This window comes from Collinsella sp. 4_8_47FAA (assembly GCF_000763055.1).
Lineage (GTDB): Bacteria > Actinomycetota > Coriobacteriia > Coriobacteriales > Coriobacteriaceae > Collinsella.
In genome coordinates, this window is the sequence record NZ_KN214138.1 from 41,221 (window position 1) to 61,412 (window position 20,192).

The 20,192-nt window shown below is 61.1% G+C and carries 11 protein-coding genes, 1 tRNA gene, 1 other RNA gene and 1 pseudogene; 12 read left to right on the plus strand and 2 right to left on the minus strand.

Features of this window, described 5'->3' with window-relative positions; translation table 11 throughout:
* A pseudogene (locus tag HMPREF9463_RS09215) lies at nt 1–231 on the plus strand (IS30 family transposase); the annotation flags it as partial.
* Between the two features lie 325 nt (nt 232–556).
* Complete coding sequence (locus HMPREF9463_RS09220) at nt 557–1,141, plus strand: TetR/AcrR family transcriptional regulator (protein ID WP_052044212.1); 585 nt, start codon at nt 557–559, stop codon at nt 1,139–1,141.
* Between the two features lie 3 nt (nt 1,142–1,144).
* On the opposite strand, the gene HMPREF9463_RS09225 is transcribed toward HMPREF9463_RS09220, so the two are convergent.
* Nucleotides 1,145–1,234, minus strand: a tRNA-Ser gene (locus HMPREF9463_RS09225).
* 51 nt (nt 1,235–1,285) lie between these two features.
* Between HMPREF9463_RS09225 and tadA the strand changes: the two genes are divergently transcribed.
* From tadA to HMPREF9463_RS09250, 6 genes are all read left to right on the plus strand, one after another.
* A complete protein-coding gene (tadA, locus tag HMPREF9463_RS09230; RefSeq protein WP_052044213.1) occupies nt 1,286–3,067 on the plus strand; it encodes a tRNA adenosine(34) deaminase TadA in 1,782 nt (593 codons plus the stop codon).
* Between the two features lie 441 nt (nt 3,068–3,508).
* Nucleotides 3,509–3,604, plus strand: an RNA gene (gene ffs, locus HMPREF9463_RS10800) — signal recognition particle sRNA small type.
* 339 nt (nt 3,605–3,943) lie between these two features.
* Complete coding sequence (locus HMPREF9463_RS09235) at nt 3,944–5,809, plus strand: ABC transporter ATP-binding protein (protein ID WP_035138748.1); 1,866 nt, start codon at nt 3,944–3,946, stop codon at nt 5,807–5,809.
* Entirely contained in the window at nt 5,810–7,669 is a 1,860-nt protein-coding gene (locus HMPREF9463_RS09240; RefSeq protein WP_035138749.1) for an ABC transporter ATP-binding protein, read from the plus strand.
* A 127-nt stretch (nt 7,670–7,796) separates the two neighbouring features.
* A complete protein-coding gene (gene bilS / locus HMPREF9463_RS09245; RefSeq protein WP_035138751.1) occupies nt 7,797–8,348 on the plus strand; it encodes a flavodoxin family protein BilS in 552 nt (183 codons plus the stop codon).
* Between the two features lie 801 nt (nt 8,349–9,149).
* On the plus strand, nt 9,150–13,238 hold the full coding sequence (locus HMPREF9463_RS09250; protein ID WP_035138752.1) for a fibronectin type III domain-containing protein: 4,089 nt from the start codon (nt 9,150–9,152) through the stop codon (nt 13,236–13,238).
* A gap of 619 nt (nt 13,239–13,857) precedes the next feature.
* On the opposite strand, the gene HMPREF9463_RS09255 is transcribed toward HMPREF9463_RS09250, so the two are convergent.
* Nucleotides 13,858–16,158: an LTA synthase family protein gene (locus HMPREF9463_RS09255; protein WP_035138753.1), complete on the minus strand. Its 2,301-nt coding sequence runs from the start codon at nt 16,156–16,158 to the stop codon at nt 13,858–13,860.
* Nucleotides 16,159–16,371: 213 nt separating this feature from the next.
* On the opposite strand from HMPREF9463_RS09255, the gene HMPREF9463_RS09260 reads away from it, so the two are divergent.
* From HMPREF9463_RS09260 to HMPREF9463_RS09275, 4 genes are all read left to right on the plus strand, one after another.
* Complete coding sequence (locus tag HMPREF9463_RS09260; RefSeq protein WP_084591873.1) at nt 16,372–17,241, plus strand: nitroreductase family protein; 870 nt, start codon at nt 16,372–16,374, stop codon at nt 17,239–17,241.
* 159 nt (nt 17,242–17,400) lie between these two features.
* On the plus strand, nt 17,401–19,428 hold the full coding sequence (locus tag HMPREF9463_RS09265) for a KUP/HAK/KT family potassium transporter (protein WP_035138754.1): 2,028 nt from the start codon (nt 17,401–17,403) through the stop codon (nt 19,426–19,428).
* A gap of 60 nt (nt 19,429–19,488) precedes the next feature.
* Nucleotides 19,489–19,683 (plus strand): hypothetical protein, encoded by a 195-nt coding sequence (locus tag HMPREF9463_RS09270; protein WP_035138755.1) that lies wholly within the window; start codon nt 19,489–19,491, stop codon nt 19,681–19,683.
* A gap of 113 nt (nt 19,684–19,796) precedes the next feature.
* On the plus strand, nt 19,797–20,192 hold a 396-nt coding region (locus HMPREF9463_RS09275), incomplete at its 3' end, for a helix-turn-helix domain-containing protein (RefSeq protein ID WP_035138818.1).

Sequence of the window (20,192 nt, forward strand, 5' to 3'; positions counted from 1 at the left end):
CGGCTCGCCCCGGCCGACCTGGCGCTGGCCATGTCGCACGTGAACTCCGAGCCCCGCGGCGCGCTCGGCTTCGCGACGCCCGCGCGCGCCTTCAGGGCGATGCTCGGGGAGGACGCGGCGGCGCTGCTGGACGCCTACGGTGTGTGGGACGTGCCGCTCGGCGACCTCGACCTGACGCCGGGGCTCATCGAGAGGGCGCGCGCCGAGAGGGGCGATGCCCCGCTGGCCTAGCCTAGAAGGAAAAACGGAATAGACGGACCGACCGTCCGGCTGAGTCTGGGAAGAGGTGCCGGGCGGCGGGCGGAGCATGGCCACCGGACCTATCGAAACACATCTCCACCGTTCCATCAACTGGGAAAACGGCGCCCCCGGACCCCAGGAGGGGCCGCGGGGGCGTTCAGCTAGCTGCGGGAATGGCCTATTTGCTCAATGTGTTCGGCTGAGATCGGAAATCAACCTCGGCGGGGTTGGCACCGGGGCAAAGCGCGCGAGGTACAGGTGTAAGATATGCGACAGATTGACGAGTGTTGTCTTTGCCCTGAGGATGGCGATACCAGTGGACCTTCGCATCAAGAAAACCTACCGCGCCCTGTTCGATGCCTTTACCGAGCTTCTCGAGGAGCATCGTTTTGAGGACCTGACGGTTGCCATGCTGTGCGACCGCGCCATGATTCGCCGCACGACGTTCTACAAGCACTTTCGCGACAAGAACGATTACTTTGCCTTTTATATCGATGAGCTCATGTCGGGCTTGCCGCAAAAACAGCCCGATGAGGCCGGCGCGGTATCTGCCGAGGACGTGCGCGCGCTTCGGCACGCGATTTTGGACGATGCCATGGATTTGATTCTGGCGCACGAGCGGCTCATGGATAACATTTTGGCAAGCAGCATGTCGGGCATGTTGACCAACGTTATTTGCGACCGCATTGCCCGCTCCATCCGCGAGCGTGTGATGAACGTGCTTGCCGAGGATGCCCTGGCCCCCGTGTCACTCGAGACGACGTCTGAGTTTGTCGCCGGCGGTATTATTCGACTTTTCACGATATGGTGGGAATCGGGCCACGATCTTGAGCGTCGACCTGAGATAGCCGATGTGGTCGATGCACTGTTTGAGCGGACCATGACACCGGTGCATCACTAGGAGTGGCGGAGAGAGGGGGATTCGAACCCCCGGAACGCTCTCGCGCTCAACGGTTTTCAAGACCGCCGCATTCAACCGCTCTGCCATCTCTCCGTGAGTCGTAATGATAGCATCGTTTTGGATTTGCAACAGGGAAGGCGAACGATGACGATCACCGAAATCGATGAGAAGTTCATGCGTGAGGCGCTGGCCGAGGCGCGCGCCGCCGCTGCGGTGGGCGAGGTGCCCATCGGAGCCGTAGTGGTGCGCGACGGCGAGATTGTCGCGCGGGCGCATAATCGCCGCGAGCTCGACCAGGATCCTTCGGCGCATGCCGAGTTTTCGGCCCTGTGCGCCGCCGCTCAGTCGCTTGGACGCTGGCGTCTTTCCGATTGTACGGTCTACGTGACGCTCGAGCCCTGCTGCATGTGCGCGGGGCTTATGGTTAACGCGCGCGTGGGGCGCTGCGTGTACGGCGCGGCCGATGCTAAAGCGGGCGCTCTGGGGTCGCTATACGACCTCAATGCCGATTCGCGCCTGAATCATCGGTTTAATGTGACCGCCGGCGTGCTGGCAGACGAGTGCCGCGCGGTGCTGAGCGGTTATTTTAGTGGGCTGCGTGGCACCGATGGTGCTGGCTGCGGTTGTGGGGCCGATCTTGAGGCGCATACCGCCCACGCCGAGGCGCTTGCGGGTGTCGAAGATACTGCCGTTGGGGCGGTCGATTTTGGTGCCGCGTGCCGCCGGCCCCGCCGTGTGCAGCTGGCGATCGACTCCTTTAAGGGCAGCGTTTCGAGCGCGCAGGCGGAGGAGGCCGTTGCCGAAGGTGTGCGCCGCGTGTGGCCCGATGCCCAGGTAAGCGCGCTGCCGCTGGCGGATGGCGGCGAGGGAACGCTCGATGCCGTTGCCGCGTGCGGCGGTGAGGTCGTGGCATGTGAAGTCGCAGGCCCTCTGGGCGACTGTGTGTCTGCCCGGATGCTGGTGGACGGCGAGCACGAGTCGGCTGTAATCGAGATGGCCGAGGCGGCGGGTATTGGGTATTCGCCTTGCACAGAGCCGGCGGCGTTGGCCGCTACGACCTATGGCGTGGGCGAGCTCATGCTTCGAGCGGTTCGTGCTGGGGCAAAGACTATCTATATTGGTCTGGGCGGCAGTGCCACCAACGACGGTGGCGCCGGCATGCTGCAGGCGCTGGGCGCGCGTGTGGTCGATGATCAGGGCTGCGATGTCGCCCCTGGTCTCGCGGGGCTTGAGCAGGTGGCGAGTATCGATTTGGCACCGGCGCTTCGGGCGCTGAATAGCGCGCGTATCGTCGTGCTCTCTGATGTCGAGAACCCGCTCGTGGGGCGTCGTGGGGCACTTGCAGTGTTTGGCGGGCAAAAGGGCCTGCCGACAGACGATGTCGAAGCGCTGGGCAGGTACGACAGTTGGATGGTCGGCTACGGCCGCCTGCTCGATGCGGCGATTACCGGGGTGCGGGCTCAGGGGTTGTTGCGCGTGCCCGAGGGCGTGCGGACATTTGGCTCGGTGCTCGGCGTGCCTGGCGCGGGCGCGGCAGGTGGCTTGGGCGCCGCGCTGCTGGCGCTCGGTGCTGAGTTGCGTTCGGGCGTGGAGACGGTGCTCGATCTGATTGGGTTTGACGAGCGCGTGCGCGATGTCGACCTGGTCATTACAGGCGAGGGCAACATGGACGAGCAATCCGCTGCCGGCAAGGCGCCGGTGGGCGTGGCCCGCCGTGCCAATCGCTATGGCAAGCCGGTAGTCGCCGTCGTGGGCGGTCGTGCGGATAATTTGGATGCGGTGTATGGTCAGGGCATCGACTTGGTCCTGCCGGTCTGCCGCAGGCCCATGCCTCTTGACCAAGCGCTCGACCCCCAGGAAGCCACAACCAACCTCATCTGCGCCGGTGAAGCAGCCGCCCAAGCCTACGACCTCGCCCGCCTCTAAAACCCAACTCCCTATAAGTTGCGGTGGAATAGTTCCTGTTTGGCGGCTCAGGCGGCAAAAACAGGAACTATTCCACCGCAACTTCGAGAATGGCTATCCGAGGCTGGTCGCCTTGGGCCTTGGGTCGGACCGTCCGCCATGAAATGCGGCCATCTACTACGTTTAGCCGAGCACCCTTGACCATCCCGGATTTTGTGAAATTAAAACCGCAGGTAGAAAGCTTGCCGATTTTCGAAAAAGCCGGCTATGGTTGACCCCTGCGGCCTAAACGTAGTAGATAGGCCCCTTTTGTGGCACGGCAGCAGACCAGTCTTTTTGGGACGGGGCTTATTTGACTACCTGTCGATCTGATTGCCCAAGTAGTCAAAAAGCCCCGTCCCAAATTAGCTACCTTGCCCCATCGGGCGGGAGCGGGTAAGATATATCGAGCGCCTAGCGCGTTCGATGGGTTCGGATGACGACATGTTCCGAATCTGGTCAGGTCCGGAAGGAAGCAGCCATAAGGAGCCTCTGTCGGGCATCCGAATCCATCGAGTGCGCAGGCGTTTTTTGGTGCCGCGGCTACCCGCGAGTGCCGGCAGGGCGCTTGGTGTCTCGCTGGTCCTCGGCTTCGCCTGCGGGATCGCTCGACTACCAAGCGCCCTGCCGGCACCCGCGGGTAGCCGACCAAAACCGCCTGAAGGGTCACATTTATCTGATAATTGAATCCCCGGCGTTATGCCGCTCGCTGGCGTTGCCAAAACATCGGCTGCTACGTGCCTTGGGCGCTAGTGACCGTTGCCCTTACATCTGTAACGAGTTGCTTACGCATCTCCAGGGTTCTCCGTACTATCATGAATCAGATTGAATTGAGATGATGATAGGGAGCGCCTTTTTATGATTGAGCTGCTCAGGCGTTTTGGTGGTAAGTTTCGCCGGTATATGGTGATTGGCCCTGCGTGCAAGTTGATTGAAGTGATCTTTGACCTGCTGACGCCGCTGGTGATTGCCCAGATGATCGATAAAGGTATCGGTGCGCACGACGTGAGTGCCGTCGTCCGCTACGGCATGGTGCTCGCCGCCATGGCTGTAATCGGCATCTCGTTTACGCTTGTTTGCCAGAAGATGGCGGCGCTCACCTCGCAGGGCATGGGTACTGACATTCGCGGCGCACTCTACCAGCACATCAACAAGCTGAGCTATGCCGAACTCGATCGCTTTGGCACGCCGTCGCTCATTACGCGTATTACCAACGACGTCAACCAGGTGCAGCTCGCCGTGGCGCTGGCCGTGCGCATGCTCATCCGCTGGCCTTTCCTGGCGGTGGGCTCCATGGTCGCGGCCCTTGCCATCGACCTTAAGCTCGGCATGATCTTTTTGATTTGCACGCCCGCCATCGGCCTGGTGTTTTGGCTTGTCATGGCGCACTGCATCCCGTACTACAAGCAGCTGCAGGCAAAGCTCGATCGCATCGCGCTTATTTGCCGCGAGGGGCTTTCGGGCGCCCGCGTGGTCCGGGCGTTTGTGCGCGAGGGTCACGAGCGCGAGCGTTTTGCCCAGGCGGCCGATGACCAGGCGCGTGTCGCGATCGCGGTGGGCAAGCTCTCGTCGATCCTCAACCCCGTCACGTTTTTGGTGATGAACCTGGGCGTGTGCGCCATCCTGTGGGTGAGCGGCATCCAGGTCAACGTGGGCGAGCTCACGCAGGGCCAGGTCATGGCGTTTGTGAACTACATGACGCAGACCCTGACCTCCATCGTGTACGTCGCCAACCTGGTCGTGGTCTTTACCAAGGCGAGCGCCAGCGCGTCGCGCATCAATGAGGTGCTCAACTGCGAGCCGAGCATCACCGACGAGGGCAACCAGCCGGTCGCGCTGCCCGAGCCGAGCGAACTGGCGGGTGGTGCTGCTCCAGTCCCCGCACTGAGCTTTGACCATGCGAGCTTTTCGTTTGGCGCGGGCGCGGCAAATGCCGTGAGCGATGTGACCCTGAAGCTGCCGCTGGGCAAAACGCTCGGCATTATCGGCGGTACAGGCAGCGGTAAGTCCACGCTTGTCTCGCTTATCCCGCGCCTGTACGACGCGAGCGCCGGCAGCGTGTGCGTGATGGGCGCCGACGTGCGCGCTTGGCCACTCGACCAGCTGCGCCATGCGGTCGCGACCGTTCCGCAACGTGCGTCGCTGGTGAGTGGCACGATCCGCAGCAACCTGACCTGGCGCGACGGGGCGGCAACCGACGAGGATCTTTGGGCGGCGCTCGATATGGCGCAGGCCAGCGAGTTCGTGCGCAACAAGCCGCAGGGGCTCGACGCCCCGGTCGAGGCGGGCGGCAAGAATTTTAGCGGTGGCCAGCGTCAGCGTCTGACTATCGCGCGCGCCTTGGTGGGCTCGCCGCAGGTTCTGATCATGGACGATTCTGCCTCGGCGCTCGACTTTAAGACCGACGCGGCGCTTCGTCATGCCATTCGCGAGCGCAGCATGCGCGGTGCCGCCGAGGGCGGGCTGCCGCTGACAACCGTGATCGTAAGCCAGCGCGTCTCGACCGTGCGCGACGCCGACATGATCTGCGTGCTCGACCACGGCTCGGTTGCGGGCCTGGGCGCGCACGATGAGCTCTACACGACCTGCCAGCTCTACCGCGAGATTTGCCAGTCGCAGCTTCGCCGCGAGGAGCTCGAGGGTCAGCAGGGGAGTACGGCGCCCGCGCCCGCCCCAGGCGCCCCGACCGTCCCCACATCCGTCTGCGCAAAGGAGGGCTGCTAAATGAATCCGTACACTTCCTCCGGTTCGGTCGCCACGATGACGGCCAACGTGTCCGGCAACGATAGCCTCAACGACCTGGGAGACGGTCCGCGCCAGCCCGGCGATCCCGAGCGCTATCCCGTGGGTGCGGTGACCCGCCGCCTGCTGGGCTATGTCCGTCCGCACCGCGTCTCGTTTGCGGCATCGTTTTTGAGTGCCGCCGTCTCGGTGATTCTGCAGCTCTACACGCCCATTCTCATTGGCGAGGGCATCGACCTTATCGTCGCCGCCGGGCAGGTGGACTTCGATGCGCTGCTGCCGCTCGTTACCAAGCTCGCGATTGTCGTCGTAGGTGCTGCGGCCTTCCAGTGGCTGCAGGGCTATTGCGTCAACCGCCTGTCTTACGAAACGGTGCGCGACATGCGCGTGGAGGCGAGCGATAAGCTCAGCCGCATGCCGCTCAGCTTTATCGACAGCCATGCCCACGGCGACCTTATGAGCCGCGTGGTCAACGACGTCGACCAGGTGGGCGACGGTCTGCTGCAGGGCTTTACCCAGCTCTTCACCGGCGTTATCACCATCGTGGGCACGCTCGCGTTTATGCTCTCCATTAACCTGACCATGACGCTCGTGGTGGTGCTCGTCACGCCGCTCTCCATCTTTGCGGCCGGCGCCATCGCCAAGCTCTCCAACAAAAGCTTTACGGCGCAGCAGCGTATTCAAGGGCAGCTCGGTGGTCATATCGAGGAGTACGTAGGCGAGCAAAAGCTTGTCGACGCCTTTGCCTATGGTCCCAACGCGCAGCTGCGCTTCGATGCCCTCAATGCCGAGCTCTGCACCGCGGGCGAGCGCGCGCAGTTTATGGGTTCGCTCTCCAACCCCGGCACGCGCTTTATCAATAACATCATCTATGCCGTGGTCGCTGTGATTGGCTGTGTGGGCGTGATCACGGGCGTGCCGGCGGCGCTTACGGTGGGCGGCGTGCAGATCTTCCTGTCCTATGCTAACCAGTACACCAAGCCATTCAACGAGGTCACCAACGTCATTACGCAAATCCAGACGGCGTATGCCTCGGCGCGCCGCATGTTCGCGTTGCTCGATGCACGCGAGCAGGAGCCCGACGCTGTGGATGCCATTGAGCTCGCCGCCCCGAAGGGCGAGGTTTCGTTTGAGCATGTGGACTTTAGCTATGTGCCCGACCGCAAGCTGCTGCAGGATATCTGCATCGAGGCTAAGCCCGGCATGCGCTTTGCCCTGGTCGGCCCCACGGGCTGCGGCAAGACGACGCTCATCAACCTGCTGCTGCGCTTTTACGACATCGATGCCGGACGCATCATGGTCGATGGCAGGTCTTCGCGTGACTACACGCGCGAAAGCCTGCGCCGCGCCTTTGGCATGGTGCTGCAGGATACGTGGCTGTTCGAGGGCACGGTGGCGGAAAACATCGCTTACGGTTGCCCCGATGTCACGCGCGAGCAGGTTATCGAGGCCGCCAAGCGCGCGTATGCACACAAGTTTATCGTGCAGCTGCCAGGCGGCTACGATACGGTCATCGGCGAGGACGGCGGCACGTTTAGCCAGGGTCAAAAACAGCTGCTGTGCATCGCGCGCGTCATGCTCACCGACCCGGCGATTCTGCTGCTGGACGAGGCGACCTCGAGCATCGATACCCGCACCGAGCTGCAGGTGCAGGCGGCATTCGACGAGCTTATGGCCGGCCGCACAAGCTTTGTGGTGGCGCACCGCCTGTCGACGATCCGCAACGCCGACTGCATTCTGGTCATGCGCGACGGCCAGATTATCGAGCGCGGCACGCACGACGAGCTGCTAGCGGCAGGCGGCTTCTACGCCGAACTCTACCGCAGCCAGTTTGCCCAGTGAGCAAGCCCGTGGGGCAAATTAATCAATCGACAGACGGTGGTTTACATCTGTCACGTAAGTACTAAGATATTCATCTAATAAATTGCATTAGTGGCTTTAGTTTTGGGGGAAACGAGGCAACGTGACTATGACGTGCTCTTTGGTGGTTAACAGCAAGAGCGGTAATACCAGGATGGTTTCGGGCGCGATCAAGCGCGCTCTGCAGGCTGCGGGTGTTGATTTTGTCCATGCCGCGGCGTTGAGCGACGATGCGGATGCAGATCAGGTTGCGCTCGAGGCGCAGGGCGCCTGCGCGGCCGACACGGTGCTCGTCGGTTTTTGGTGCGACAAGGGCGCGTGCACGCCTTCGGTCGCGGCGTTGCTCTCCGCTTTGCACGGCAAGCGCGTCTTCCTGTTTGGCACCTGCGGTTTTGGCGCCGACCAGAGCTACTATCAGCAGATTATCGACCGCGTAACTTCCAATTTGGCTGGGGATGCCGAGCTTGCGGGCTGGGCGATGTGCCAGGGCAAGATGGGCCCTGCCGTAAAGCAGCGCTACGAGGCAATGCTCGAGCAAGAACCCGAAAACGCGCGCTATAAGATGCTGCTCGATAACTGGTTTGCCGCAAAGGACCATCCCACCAAGGAGGACCTGGACAACATGGCCGCAGCCGCCAAGAAGGCCGTGCTGGGGGAGTAGCTCCCATCGCTGACGGCGGTCGGTCCATCTTTCTAAATGAAACGTCCTCCCGGGCGTCGGGGCACGAAGTTCCCTGCTCTACAGTCCTGCGCAAGACGAAGGCCACATTAAGTGGCCTTCTTTGCGTGCGGAACTCGCGATGAACTTCGTGCCCCGCCGTCCGGGAGGACGCCTCTTTATTGATGGGAGGCCTGATAGGTCGATGGTTCCGTGCCCGGATGCGTCCAAAGTGGGACGGGCTTTCCGGATGGGCAGGCTTTCGAAAAATGCGTCCCGGAATTTGCCATTGGAATGGGACGTAGTTTCCCGTTGAGGTGCTTTGCGGAAAGTGCATCCCACTCTGGGCGGTCGAAGTGGGACACACTTTCCCAAAGGCGCTCCAACGGGAAATTGCGTCCCATTATTCGGTCAAGAAACGGGATGCATTTTCCCAATGAGAGCAAAACCGGAAAATGCATCCCACAATCAGCCCTCAAAGTGGGACGCCGTTTCCCAATGAGGCTCAAGCGGAAAATGCATCCCGGAATTTGCGCTCAAAGTGGGATGCGGTTTCCGGTTGAGGGTCTAAGGGGAAAATGCGTCCCAGAATCGACGCTTGAAATGGGATGCAGTTTCCCGATGAGGCACTCGACGGAAAATACATCCCAGAAATGGCCTTTGAGCTGGGATAAGATTTCCGCGGCATCTCGGATTCTCAAAAATGAGACACGCCGTTGGCGAAAATGAGACACGTGATATCGGGCATCGGATGTATCATTTGCAAAAATGAGTCCACTCCACTCGAATAAAGCGAGGTCCCTCATGTACGTTCCACACCCCCGTATCCGTAGGCTGTCGAAAATCCCGCTTGTTGGGACGGCGGCGCTTGCTGCGTTGATCGCCACGAGCGTCGCCTGCTTCACGGCCACGCCCCAGGTTGCCCAGGCGGCAGACGCGCCCGCAATCACCGATATGACCGAGCAGGATTATCAAGCCCTGGGTCTGGGCACGAGCGAGGACATTCCGGCCGATACCGTTGGCCCCTATTCCACTGATACCCCCACGACGTTTGCCACGCGCAGCGAGGTCTATATGGCAGCTAACGGTAGCCATGGCAATCGCTACGCTCTGCGCGACAAGCTCGAGAACGTCGAGCGCGGTGACATTGGCGGCAGCAGCAAACTCACCGATGGCTATGGAAGTGTGTGGGGCGCCGCAAAGTTCTGGCAAAACGTCAACAACTTCGATACGAACAGCGATCTCTACAAGCATAGCGACTACGGTGGCGGCACCTGGTCGTACCTAAGCAACAATGAGTCCTCAACAGTACTCGCCAACGACAACAACGGTTTCTCGGGCATTCACGCCACGAGTGTTGAGTTCTGCAGCGACGCCAGCACGGGCAAAAAGGGCCGCGTTGCCGAGCTCCGTGCCTACGGCGACAGTTCCTCCACGACGATTGACGGCAAGTCATACGCCGGAAAGGTTGAGCTGGTCCTCTACTCGTTTAGCAACGGGCGTACGCGCACTCTCGACACACACCTGCCGGTGACGGTCAACACTAATATGATGTACGAAGGCCGTTTTAAGTACCTGGATGCCGGTTACCTGCAAGAGCACGACGCCGTCTTTGATGTCGAGGCGGGCGATGTCGATGGCGACGGCGTCGACGAGCTTTTTGTCTACGCGGGCTGCTATGTCGACGAGAACGGCGTGCGCAAGGCTGTAGTCGACATGTATGACTTGGAGGGCGGCAACTGGAAGCAAAGCGTCGTCAAGATCGATGCCGGTAACGCCGCGGACTACACCACGCACAACAAGGGCGGGAACGACTCCTGGACGCAGCTTCAGTCAGCTCCTGTCGTTTCGCTAGCGGCCGGCGACCTCGATCGCGATTTTTGCGATGACCTCGCCATCGTGGTCTCGGCACCCTACGGCAAGAAGAATATTGATAAGTCGACGCATTGCGAGCTGTTTTCGTGGGATGCATCCAAGGGTGCGCTCGTCCATGTCGATGCTCTGGGCGACGCGGGCGCAATCTCCCTCTCCGCGAACGGCAAGACCATGGTCGCTGCGAATGCGACGTTCGGCACGTTTGCCGCCTACGATGAAGAAGGAAAGAAGACGGGTGAAACCGTCACGGGCCTTATTCTTGCGGGCTATGACTGGCAACGCAGCGCTTTTGATTACGGCGCTTCTGACGGCAGCAAGGGGCTGTACGGCGCGCTGTACCGCTACGCGTATTTTGACTCGGAGTCTGGCGAGTTCAAGCTTTCCGATTGTAAGGAATACAGAGACGGGCTCCTCGCCTCCTATGGGCTGATGCATGTGCCCAACAGCGCATGGAAGGATAGCGCTCAGGATAAGCGCTATCCGTGCACCTTGGCGCCTATTGCCCTTGCCACTGCCAACCTTGACGGCCTGTCCGAGCAGCTGGCGGTCGACGAGGTGCTCGTGGGCGGCGATGTGTTCCGCGACTTTGCCTGCAACACGGCACAGAGCGGGGCTCAGGGCTTGGGGTCCATGGTCGGAACCATGAGCATGAGCGGTCAGCAATACAACAGCAGCAACAAGCATGACCACAAGGGTATAGAACAGGTGTGGATCAGCGACGTCAAAGCGGGCAGCGTCTCGGGTTCGGACCGCTATAACGAGAGCTTTATCGCCGTGGTGGGCAAGCACCGCGACGAGGACCTGCGCAAGAACGATGACTACTATTGGATGACCGCCTCGCATTTTTCGCTCGACGAGAACGGAAAGGTGCGCCGCGGCGAGGAGCAGGTGATTAGCGAGAGCAACCGTCGCGGCACTACCTACGGCACATTTATCTCGCTCGCGCTGCCCGATGTCGACAACGACAGCGTCAAGATCACGTACAAGGACCGCTACAAGGTCTATACCAACCCGCGCGTGCTTGCCGTGCTGCAGGATGCGCCCTATGTTGAGGATCTGGAGCAGGCATACGGCTATCTGGTGTTGGGCGGCACGTCATACGGAGAGGAAAAGGGCACGGGGACATCCCAGGGCTATACCATTGGCGCCGAGTTGGGCGTTGCCGTCGAGGTGCAGACCGGTCCGCCCCTGGTCGCGATGAATGCTTCAGTCGATTTTGCCGCCGAGGGATGCTATGACTACCGGAGCGAGCGCACGGTCAGCGCAAGCGTAAGCTATGAGTCGCATGCCGGCGAGGGTGACAAGGCCGTGCTCTACACGATTCCGATGGTCTATTACGAGTATGAGATCGAAAATGAGGAAACTGGTGGCAAGGGCGTGATGGCGGCGCCCGTGTCGCTCGGCGCGCAGACCTCGGTCGTTAATGTCGAGGCCTATGACCGCATTGCCAAACAGCACAATATGACGCCGCTCAGCTACTTTTTGACCAACCGGTCGGGAGAACCCGGAACCTATCAAACGACGCTCAACGGCGAGACTCCCGTTGGGGATTCCTTTGGCCTGGGCAAGCCTGGCGTAACGCGCGCCTACACGCACGATGGGTTTAACGGCGCCGCCGCGCAGTCGGGGGCGAGCATTGAGCAGACCATCGAAGTCGAGGAGGGCAAGGAGCAGGAGCTCGAGCTCGGCTTGACGCTGAACGGCAGCGTTGTCATGGGCGCGAAGCTCGCAAAGCACGAGTTGTTTGGCGGCCTGTGCTTTGGTGCCAACGCCGGCTTTACTACGGGTAACTCCTCGAGTGAATCGACCGAATACGGCGGCACCGTCGACAACCTGCCCGAGGCCGCGCAGGGCAAGTACGGTTTTGTGTGGCGTCTGGGCGTCAACGCGGTGGATGTCGACAAGTTCGAGGCAGACTCGGGCGACAAGCTCGGCACCAAGGACACCGACCAGTTCTGGATCGTGGGCTATGACGTTAAGGACGTCGAGATGCCCGACGCGCCGGCCGTGACGGGCTTTACGGCAAACGCCGTCGATTCGACCAGCGTTACGTTTAGCTGGGACGATGTACTCGCAAACAAGAGTGGCTTTAGCTACGGCGTGGGCATGCTGCAGAGCAATGCGGCGGATGCGGTCGTCAATAGCTGGAAGATTGCCGACAACACGCAGACCTCGCTCAAGTGGGATGGGCTGCAGCCCAATACGGAGTATCGATTCGCCATCGCCGCCGTTAAGAATGGATCCACGACCGAAACAGGTATTCGCTCGGCAATCATCACGGCCAAGACCATGCCCGATGGCATGACGATGACCGTGAGCGGACCTGCGGCGGATGCTGCGGAGGGGTCGGATCTTGGATACGACTCTTCGGTTGAGCGCGCGGCGGGAAGCCACCTGACACTCTCGGCGATTGGCCATGTGAAGCAACTCGGTGCCGACGATAGCGAAACAGGGCTGGCACCGACCTATATGTGGTACCGCAAGGGCCGCGGCGAGACAGAGTTTAAGCTCGTGGGTGCCGATGGCAACCTCGCGGCTGGAACGGCCTCAAAGCTCGAGATTGACCTGACCGCAGACGATGACGGTGCGCAGTATTACTGCCACGTGGGATACAACGACGTGGGCCTCGACACCGGCACGACGCTCGTGAATATCGAGGCCGAGGAGACGGCGCCCACAACGGTGAACGCCACCCCAATCCGCACGCGCCGCCTGTTCTCACAGGCAAGTGCGGGCGCCAAGAAGTTCCTGGACCATACGCTGGTAAACACCGCCGGCCCAACCGATTCCGAAGGCTCAAAGGACCCCGAGACTCCTGAGACCCCGACGAACCCGGACAAGCCCAAGTCCGACAACGGAGCTAAGATCGACACCAAGGTCAAGACTACGACCACAGCGAAGAACCTCGCAAACACCGGCGACCAAACATTCGCCCTAGTCGCCACCGCAGCAGCAGCGGGAGCAACGTTCGTAGTGATAGCCCTCATCATGCTGATCAAGCGCCGCAAGACCCACTAGTAGCCAGTCGAACATATCGACAACCCAAAAACCCGGGTAGCCAAAAAACAGGCCACCCGGGTTTTCTGTTGAGTGGAGACTCCGCAAGCGGAAACTGCATCCCACAATTAGCGCCCGGAACGGGACACATTTTCCGTCAAGCCCTCATCCGGAAAATCCATCCCAGTTTGAGCGCCCGGACCGGGACGCACTTTCCCAAAGGGTCCTCAACGGGAAACTGCGTCCCATAATTAGGCCGAGAAATGGGATGAACTTTCCCAACGAGCCTCAACCGGAAAATACATCCCGGAATCCAGCTGAATAGTGGGACACACTTTCCCAATCGGGTCCCAAGCGGAAACTGCATCCCATTCCAGACAAGAATTCTGGGACACGGTTTCCGGATGCAAAAAAGGCCACATGACGTGGCCTTCAACTTATATATGTTCAGCAGGTGTCTCCATGACAAGCCGCGCTTCAACACCGAGGCGTCTGCCCGGCGACGCGGAATGTAAGGTTCATCGCGAGTTCCGCACGAGCCGGAGAGCACTTAATGTGCTCTCCGTGCGAGCAGGACTGTCCGAGCAGGGAACCTTACGTTCCGCGCCGCCGGGCAGACGAACCAGTTATGAGCGACCCGTTACTTGATCTTGGTCGTACCCGGTGCCAGGTTGGGGTCGGTTTCGTTGGCCTCGGTCTGGAAGTGCTCGGTGTACACGTTCTTGCCGTCGCGGAACATCTCGTAGTACTGCATCTTGGCGTAATCCTCGCGCGCCTTGGTGGCGGCTGCGGCTTCGGCGTCGTCACCGGTGACGTTGGAGGAGAGCGCCCAGCGCAGGCTGGCGTCCTCGTAGCCCACCGAGTTGATGGCGGGCAGCGACTCGCGCAGCGTCATGTGCGCCTTCTGGTAGTCGGTCAGCGGTGCGCCGATCAGCTGCATAAGCTGCGTGGACAGGTAGTTGGTGGACAGGTCGTCGACCTCGCTTGTCTGGTCGCAGCCGGCAACGTCGTAGTTGGCCCAGATGATGTAGTCGGTCTGCCACAGACGCTCCTGGTGCGTGGCGTCGTCTTCGCCGGTAAACCACTTGTCGTTGAACTTGGACGGGAAGAACGGCTGGTGGTCGCCCCAGAACACCACGACCACCTTGCGGTCGAGCTTGCTCAGGGCGTTGAGGAAGTAGCGAAGCGCCTGGTCGGACTGCTCGATGCACGAGACATACTCGTCGACATCGGAGAGCGTGCCGTCCTCGACGGTTTTGGCGTCCAGGTCGGTCGTGTCGATATTCAGGTGCATCTGCTTGTCGACCGGCAGCAGGCCCGTATCGTAGCCCGAGTGGTTCTGCATGGTCACGTCGAAGATAAACTGCGGATCGGCGTTCTGGTCGAGCAGCTCAAGAATCTTGTCGTAGGTAGCCTGGTCGGTCACCATGCCGCGCAAGGTGTCGGCTCCCTGGAAATCGTTGATGGACAGGAACTGGTCAAAGCCAAAGTCCTTGTAGACGTTCTCGCGGTTCCAGTTGGTTGCGTGATTGGGGTGCATAGCCGTGGTGGAATAGCCGAGCGATTTGAACTGCTCTGCCAGGTTCCCGGTCGTTTCCATGTTGTAGATGGTGTAGGGGTACACGCCCGAGCCCAGGTTGGCCATGGAGTTGCCGGTCATAAACTCAAACTCGGTATTGGCGGTGCCGCCGCCGTAGGCGCTCACGTAGAGCTTGCCGCGGCTGAGGCAGTTGGACAGGCTCTTAAAGTACTGCGGACCCTCGTAGCCGGCGCGCATGTTCTGGTAGATCGACAGATCCGAGAACGTCTCGTTCATGATGGCGATGACCGCGGGCTTCTCGCTGTCGAACTGCTCCTTTGCGGCGGCGCGCTCGTCGCTCTTGGCCGCGTCGGACTTGTCGTAGGCCTTGGCGTACTTTTTGAGCGTGGCCTTGGCATCGTCGACGGAGTAGTCGGCGGGTTTGGGCGGCTTGATGGACTGCGCTGCGCTAATGAAAGCGGGCAGGTAGCCCTCGCGCCAGTAGCTCTCGAGCGGACGCCAGGTGTAGACGGTGATGCCGAGAGTGTTGTAGTAGTCGATGAGCGTAACATGCGCGGTCACACCGCCCAGGCACAGCACGGCCACGAGCAGGTTGGTGAGCAGCATGCGCTTGGCGTTGGCGGCGCCCTTCTGACGGTGCGGTGCCACCAGGCCGGCGTACTCGCATAGCAGCATGGCGATGGCGGTAAAGCCCATGGACAGCACGCAGAACAGCGAGATGGAGAAGGTGTAGCCGGTGCCGGCGACCGCGGCGGCGGTGGAGATGGCCGAAAGGTCGCCCGGCTGGATGGGCATGGACTTAAACGTGATAACGAAGAACTCGGCAATGCCCAGGATAAAGAGGGCAAAGGCCAGGACCGCGGGGGCTGCGCCGTGGCGCTGGAATAGGAAGAACAAGCCGACCATGAGCGTGGCGATGATGGCCCACTCGAGTAGGATGCACAGGGGGTAGACCCAGGTAAAGTCGTGGTTGGACGATACCTCCATGCCCAGCAGCGCAAAGACGCCGGCGAGCAGCAGGCACAGGACGGCGGCGACGAGCGGTTTGCCCACAAAGGCGCCGCGCAGGCGGGCGAGCTTGCCGGTGGGGGCGGGGGCGTCGGGCGCGGCGAACGCAAAGACGCGCGGGGCGATGCGGTCGCGTGCGATGCTGGCCCAAGCGCAGCCGGTGAGGATGGCGTTGGTCAGGATGAGCATCACAAAGGCGAGCGGCTCGTTTTGAGCGACGAGGCCCACGGCGCCCCAAATAGTCAAAAAGACCTGGAACAGGCCGAAGGCGACGCTCCACCCAAGAGCGCTTTTGGCAACGGTGCCCGACTTTGCGCGAATGGCTTTGGCCTCGCGCAAGACAAGGTAGACGGTCGCCGCAAGACCGACGAGCGAGATGGCGGCAGCGAACATGCTGAGACTCCTCACAAACTAAAACCTACGAAAGCGGGGGTTTACCCGATTGTTACCAAGATATGCACTGCAATTGGTGGCTGCGCACAACAACCAGCCATATTAACGCGCGCGTGTGGCGGTGTGGCGCAATGTAGTGGCGACCTGCGCGATAATGGACGGGAATTACACGGAAACGTAAAGGCTTCTTAAAGAATTAGCGAGGATGAGGCGATGAACGAACGGGCTTGTATGACGAGTGCGGGTGACGTGGACGCTGGCATGGACGCGGGCGGCTATCCGGTCGAGACGACGGGCAATGCGGTGCTGGACACGTTGGAGCACCGTTCCTCCACGCGTGCCTTCGCGCGTGATGACGACGACCGTCCCGTGGCGGTGACCGACGAGCAGCGGGCGGCAATTTTGCATGCGGCGAGTCGCGCGCCGTCGGCGGGCGCCATGATGATGTATTCCATCGTGAGCATTCGCGAGCAGGCTACGCTGGACCATCTGGCCGACCTGTGCGACCACCAGCCCATGATCGCCAAGGCGCCTTGGGCACTTATATTTGTGGTCGATTATGCCAAGTGGATCGATCTGTTTGAGCATGTGGGCTGCTTTGAGCCCGAGTTTGTAGAGCGCACGGGCAAGTCGCCCCGTCGTGCACCGGGTCTGGGCGACTTTGCCATTGCGGCGCAGGATGCCGTGATCGCCGCGCAAAACGCCGTGGTTGCCGCCGAGGCTCTGGGTCTGGGGAGCTGCTATATCGGTGATATCGTCGAGAATGCCGAGGAAGTTGCCGAGCTGCTGGACTTGCCGCCCTATACCATGCCGCTGTCGATGCTCATCATCGGCACGCCCCGTAAGGAGCGTCCGGCCATTGCGCATCCCGTGGTGAACCTGGTGCACGAGGAGCGCTACTGCCGCGCCGATGCTGCGACTATGGACGCGCAGGTAGCCGAGATGGACGCGATGTTCCGTCCGCATGCCCGCGTGGTGGGGGAGCGCGTCGTGGACATCTATACCCGCAAGCACACGAGTCCCTTTATGGCCGAGATGAGCCGCTCCATGGAGTGGTGGTTCAAAAATTGGCTCGGAAAATGACGGATGCGACAAAGAGACAGTCCCTTTGTCACATTCCATATCGCCGAGGTGGCTTAAAGGCCGTATAAATGTTTATCTAGCTGGGAAAACAGTGCCATTCAAACATGGGCCGATTACCTATAATTCCTTCGAACATTAAAGTTGGGAGGAAACCGGCTTATGGAACAAAAGGCCAAGGAGGCAGCTTCGCACGCTGCGATTCCTGTGAGCATCTCGGCGATGCTCGTCACGCTGGGCGTGGTGTACGGCGATATCGGCACCAGCCCTATGTATGTAACCAAGGCGCTCGTTGCCGGCAACGGCGGCATCGGAAGCGTCACGGAGGAGTTCGTGCTCGGCGCGCTCTCCCTTGTCGTGTGGACGGTCACGTTGCTGACCACCATCAAGTATGTGCTCATCTCGCTGCGCGCCGATAACCATGGCGAGGGCGGTATCTTTGCCCTGTACAGTCTGGTCAAGCGCTGTGGCAAGTGGCTTATCATCCCCGCCATGCTAGGTGGCGCCGCGCTGCTCGCCGACGGCATCCTCACGCCGGCCGTTACCGTTACCACGGCCATCGAGGGCCTGCGCACCATCCCGGCGGTCCATGCCGTGCTGGGCGATGACCAAGGCCGCGTCGTCGCCATTACGCTCGCCATCATCATCGTGCTCTTCTTGGTACAGCGCATCGGTACGGCCAAGATCGGTCACGCCTTTGGCCCCATCATGACGCTGTGGTTCCTGTTCCTGGGCGGCACGGGTCTGTTCTTTGTCTTCCAGCACCCCGCCGTGCTGCTGTGCCTCAACCCGGTGCGCGGCATCGCCTTTTTGCTGAGCCCCAACAACCACGCGGGCATCATGATTCTGGGCAGCTGCTTCCTCGCCACCACCGGTGCCGAGGCGCTCTACTCCGACATGGGCCACGTCGGCCGCGGCAACATCTACGCTACCTGGCCGTTCGTTAAGTGCTGCCTGCTGCTTTCCTATATGGGCCAGGGCGCTTGGCTTATGAACAACGCTGCCAACCCCGAGCTCATGGGCATTGCCGACCTCAACCCGTTCTACCAGATGCTCGCCCCGGGCCTGCGCCCGTTTGCCGTCGGCCTTTCCACCGTCGCGGCCATCATTGCCTCGCAGGCGCTCATCACCGGCGCATTCTCGCTGGTGTCCGAGGCCAGCCGTCTGGACCTCATGCCGCACATGCAGGTCTTCTACCCTGCCGAGACCAAGGGCCAGCTCTACATCCCCATGGTCAACAACGTCATGCTTGTCGGCTGCGTCATCGTGGTGCTGCTGTTCCAGAACTCGGCGCATATGGAAGCCGCCTACGGCCTTGCCATTACGCTGACTATGATGTGCACCACGCTGCTGCTCTTCTTCTACCTGCACGAGGAGCGCAAGCTCAAGGTTGCTCCGTGGATCTTCGCGGCCTTCTTCCTTTTGCTCGAAGGCTTCTTCTTCGTGAGCTCACTTACCAAGTTCTTCCACGGCGGCTACTTCACCATCCTCATGGCCGCGCTCATCATGGGCATCATGGTGTGCTGGTACAACGGTACGGCTGTTGAGCAGCGCCAGTTTACGCTGCTGCCGCTGCGCAGCTACCTGCCGCAGCTCAAGCGCCTGCGCGACGACGACCGTTACGAGCGCATGAGCGACAACGTCGTGTACCTGACCAAGGACACCCATACCGACTACATCGACCGCGATATCGTCTATTCGATCTTGGACAAGCATCCCAAGCGCGCCCGCGCCTGGTGGTTTGTGAATGTCGAGACCATGGACGAACCGCACACCTTTGCCTATTCGGTCGAGACGTTCGGCACCGATTACGTGTTCCGCGTGCATCTGTACCTGGGCTACAAGATCAACCAGCGCGTCAATGCCTACCTGCGTCAGGTCGTTCAGGACCTGGCTGCCACCGGCGAGCTGCCGCCGCAGACGCATGACTACTCGGTCTACAAGGATCCGGGTAACATCGGCACGTTCAAGTTCGTCCTGATCCGTAAGCTTCTGGCGCCCGAAAGCGATGTGGAGCCGAGCGAGCGTACGGCCATCACGCTCAAGTACATCATCCGCCGCGCCGCCGGCACGCCTGCGCGTTGGTACGGCCTGGAGAACTCCAACGTGAGCTTTGAGTACGTGCCGCTGTTCACCAAGTTCAAGGCCGTGAACAAGATGCAGCGCCTGGCCCCCAACGAGCGGCCGTAGACGTCGGCGGCTACACGGAGTTGGTTTTTGATGGATAAGCATGAGGCCGGGGAGGTAAACATGGATACAAAGGCGCTCGATGGCCGTGAGGCGGTGGTCGAAATGGTGCGTGAGGCGCGCGTCGACGCCGCCGAAGATCGGTTCTTTACGAATCGTGCCAACATGGACATGGCCGACCGCGTGATCTCGATCGTGGCACTGGTATTTGGAGCGGTGTGCGTGTGTGCCCTGCTCGCGCACGTGCTGTTTGTCTAACGTCCGCAGGTTGCAAAGGCTTTACACTTGGAACCACCACAAGGGGAAACCACCACAAAGGTGCCTGTGAACTGCCTCCCATTTCTTGGACATCGGGAAATGGGAGGTTTTCCATGAGTATAGACCTCAGGGTGAAGCACGACCTGGAGTCCAGGAGGCGGGCCGTCGAGCTCTTCGACGCCGGCGTCGGCTGCAAGCCGGCGGCCGAGGCCCTGTCCGTCCCCCGCGAGACCGTGAGAGAATGGCAGTGGGTATACCGGGCGTTCGGAAGCGAGGCGCTGCTGTCCATGGGCGGGAAACAATCCAGGTACACATTCGAGCAGAGGGTCGCCGCGGCGTCGGCCGTGGTCGACGGCGGGATGGCGAAGGCCGACGCTATGGCCGAGTTCGGGATCAGGTCGAAGTCCCCGCTGGAGCGCTGGTGCAGGCTCTACCGCGAGGGCGGCGCCGAGGCGCTGCGGCCCCGCCCGAAGGGCAGGCCGAGGGGGTCGAGGTCGAAACCCCGGGCC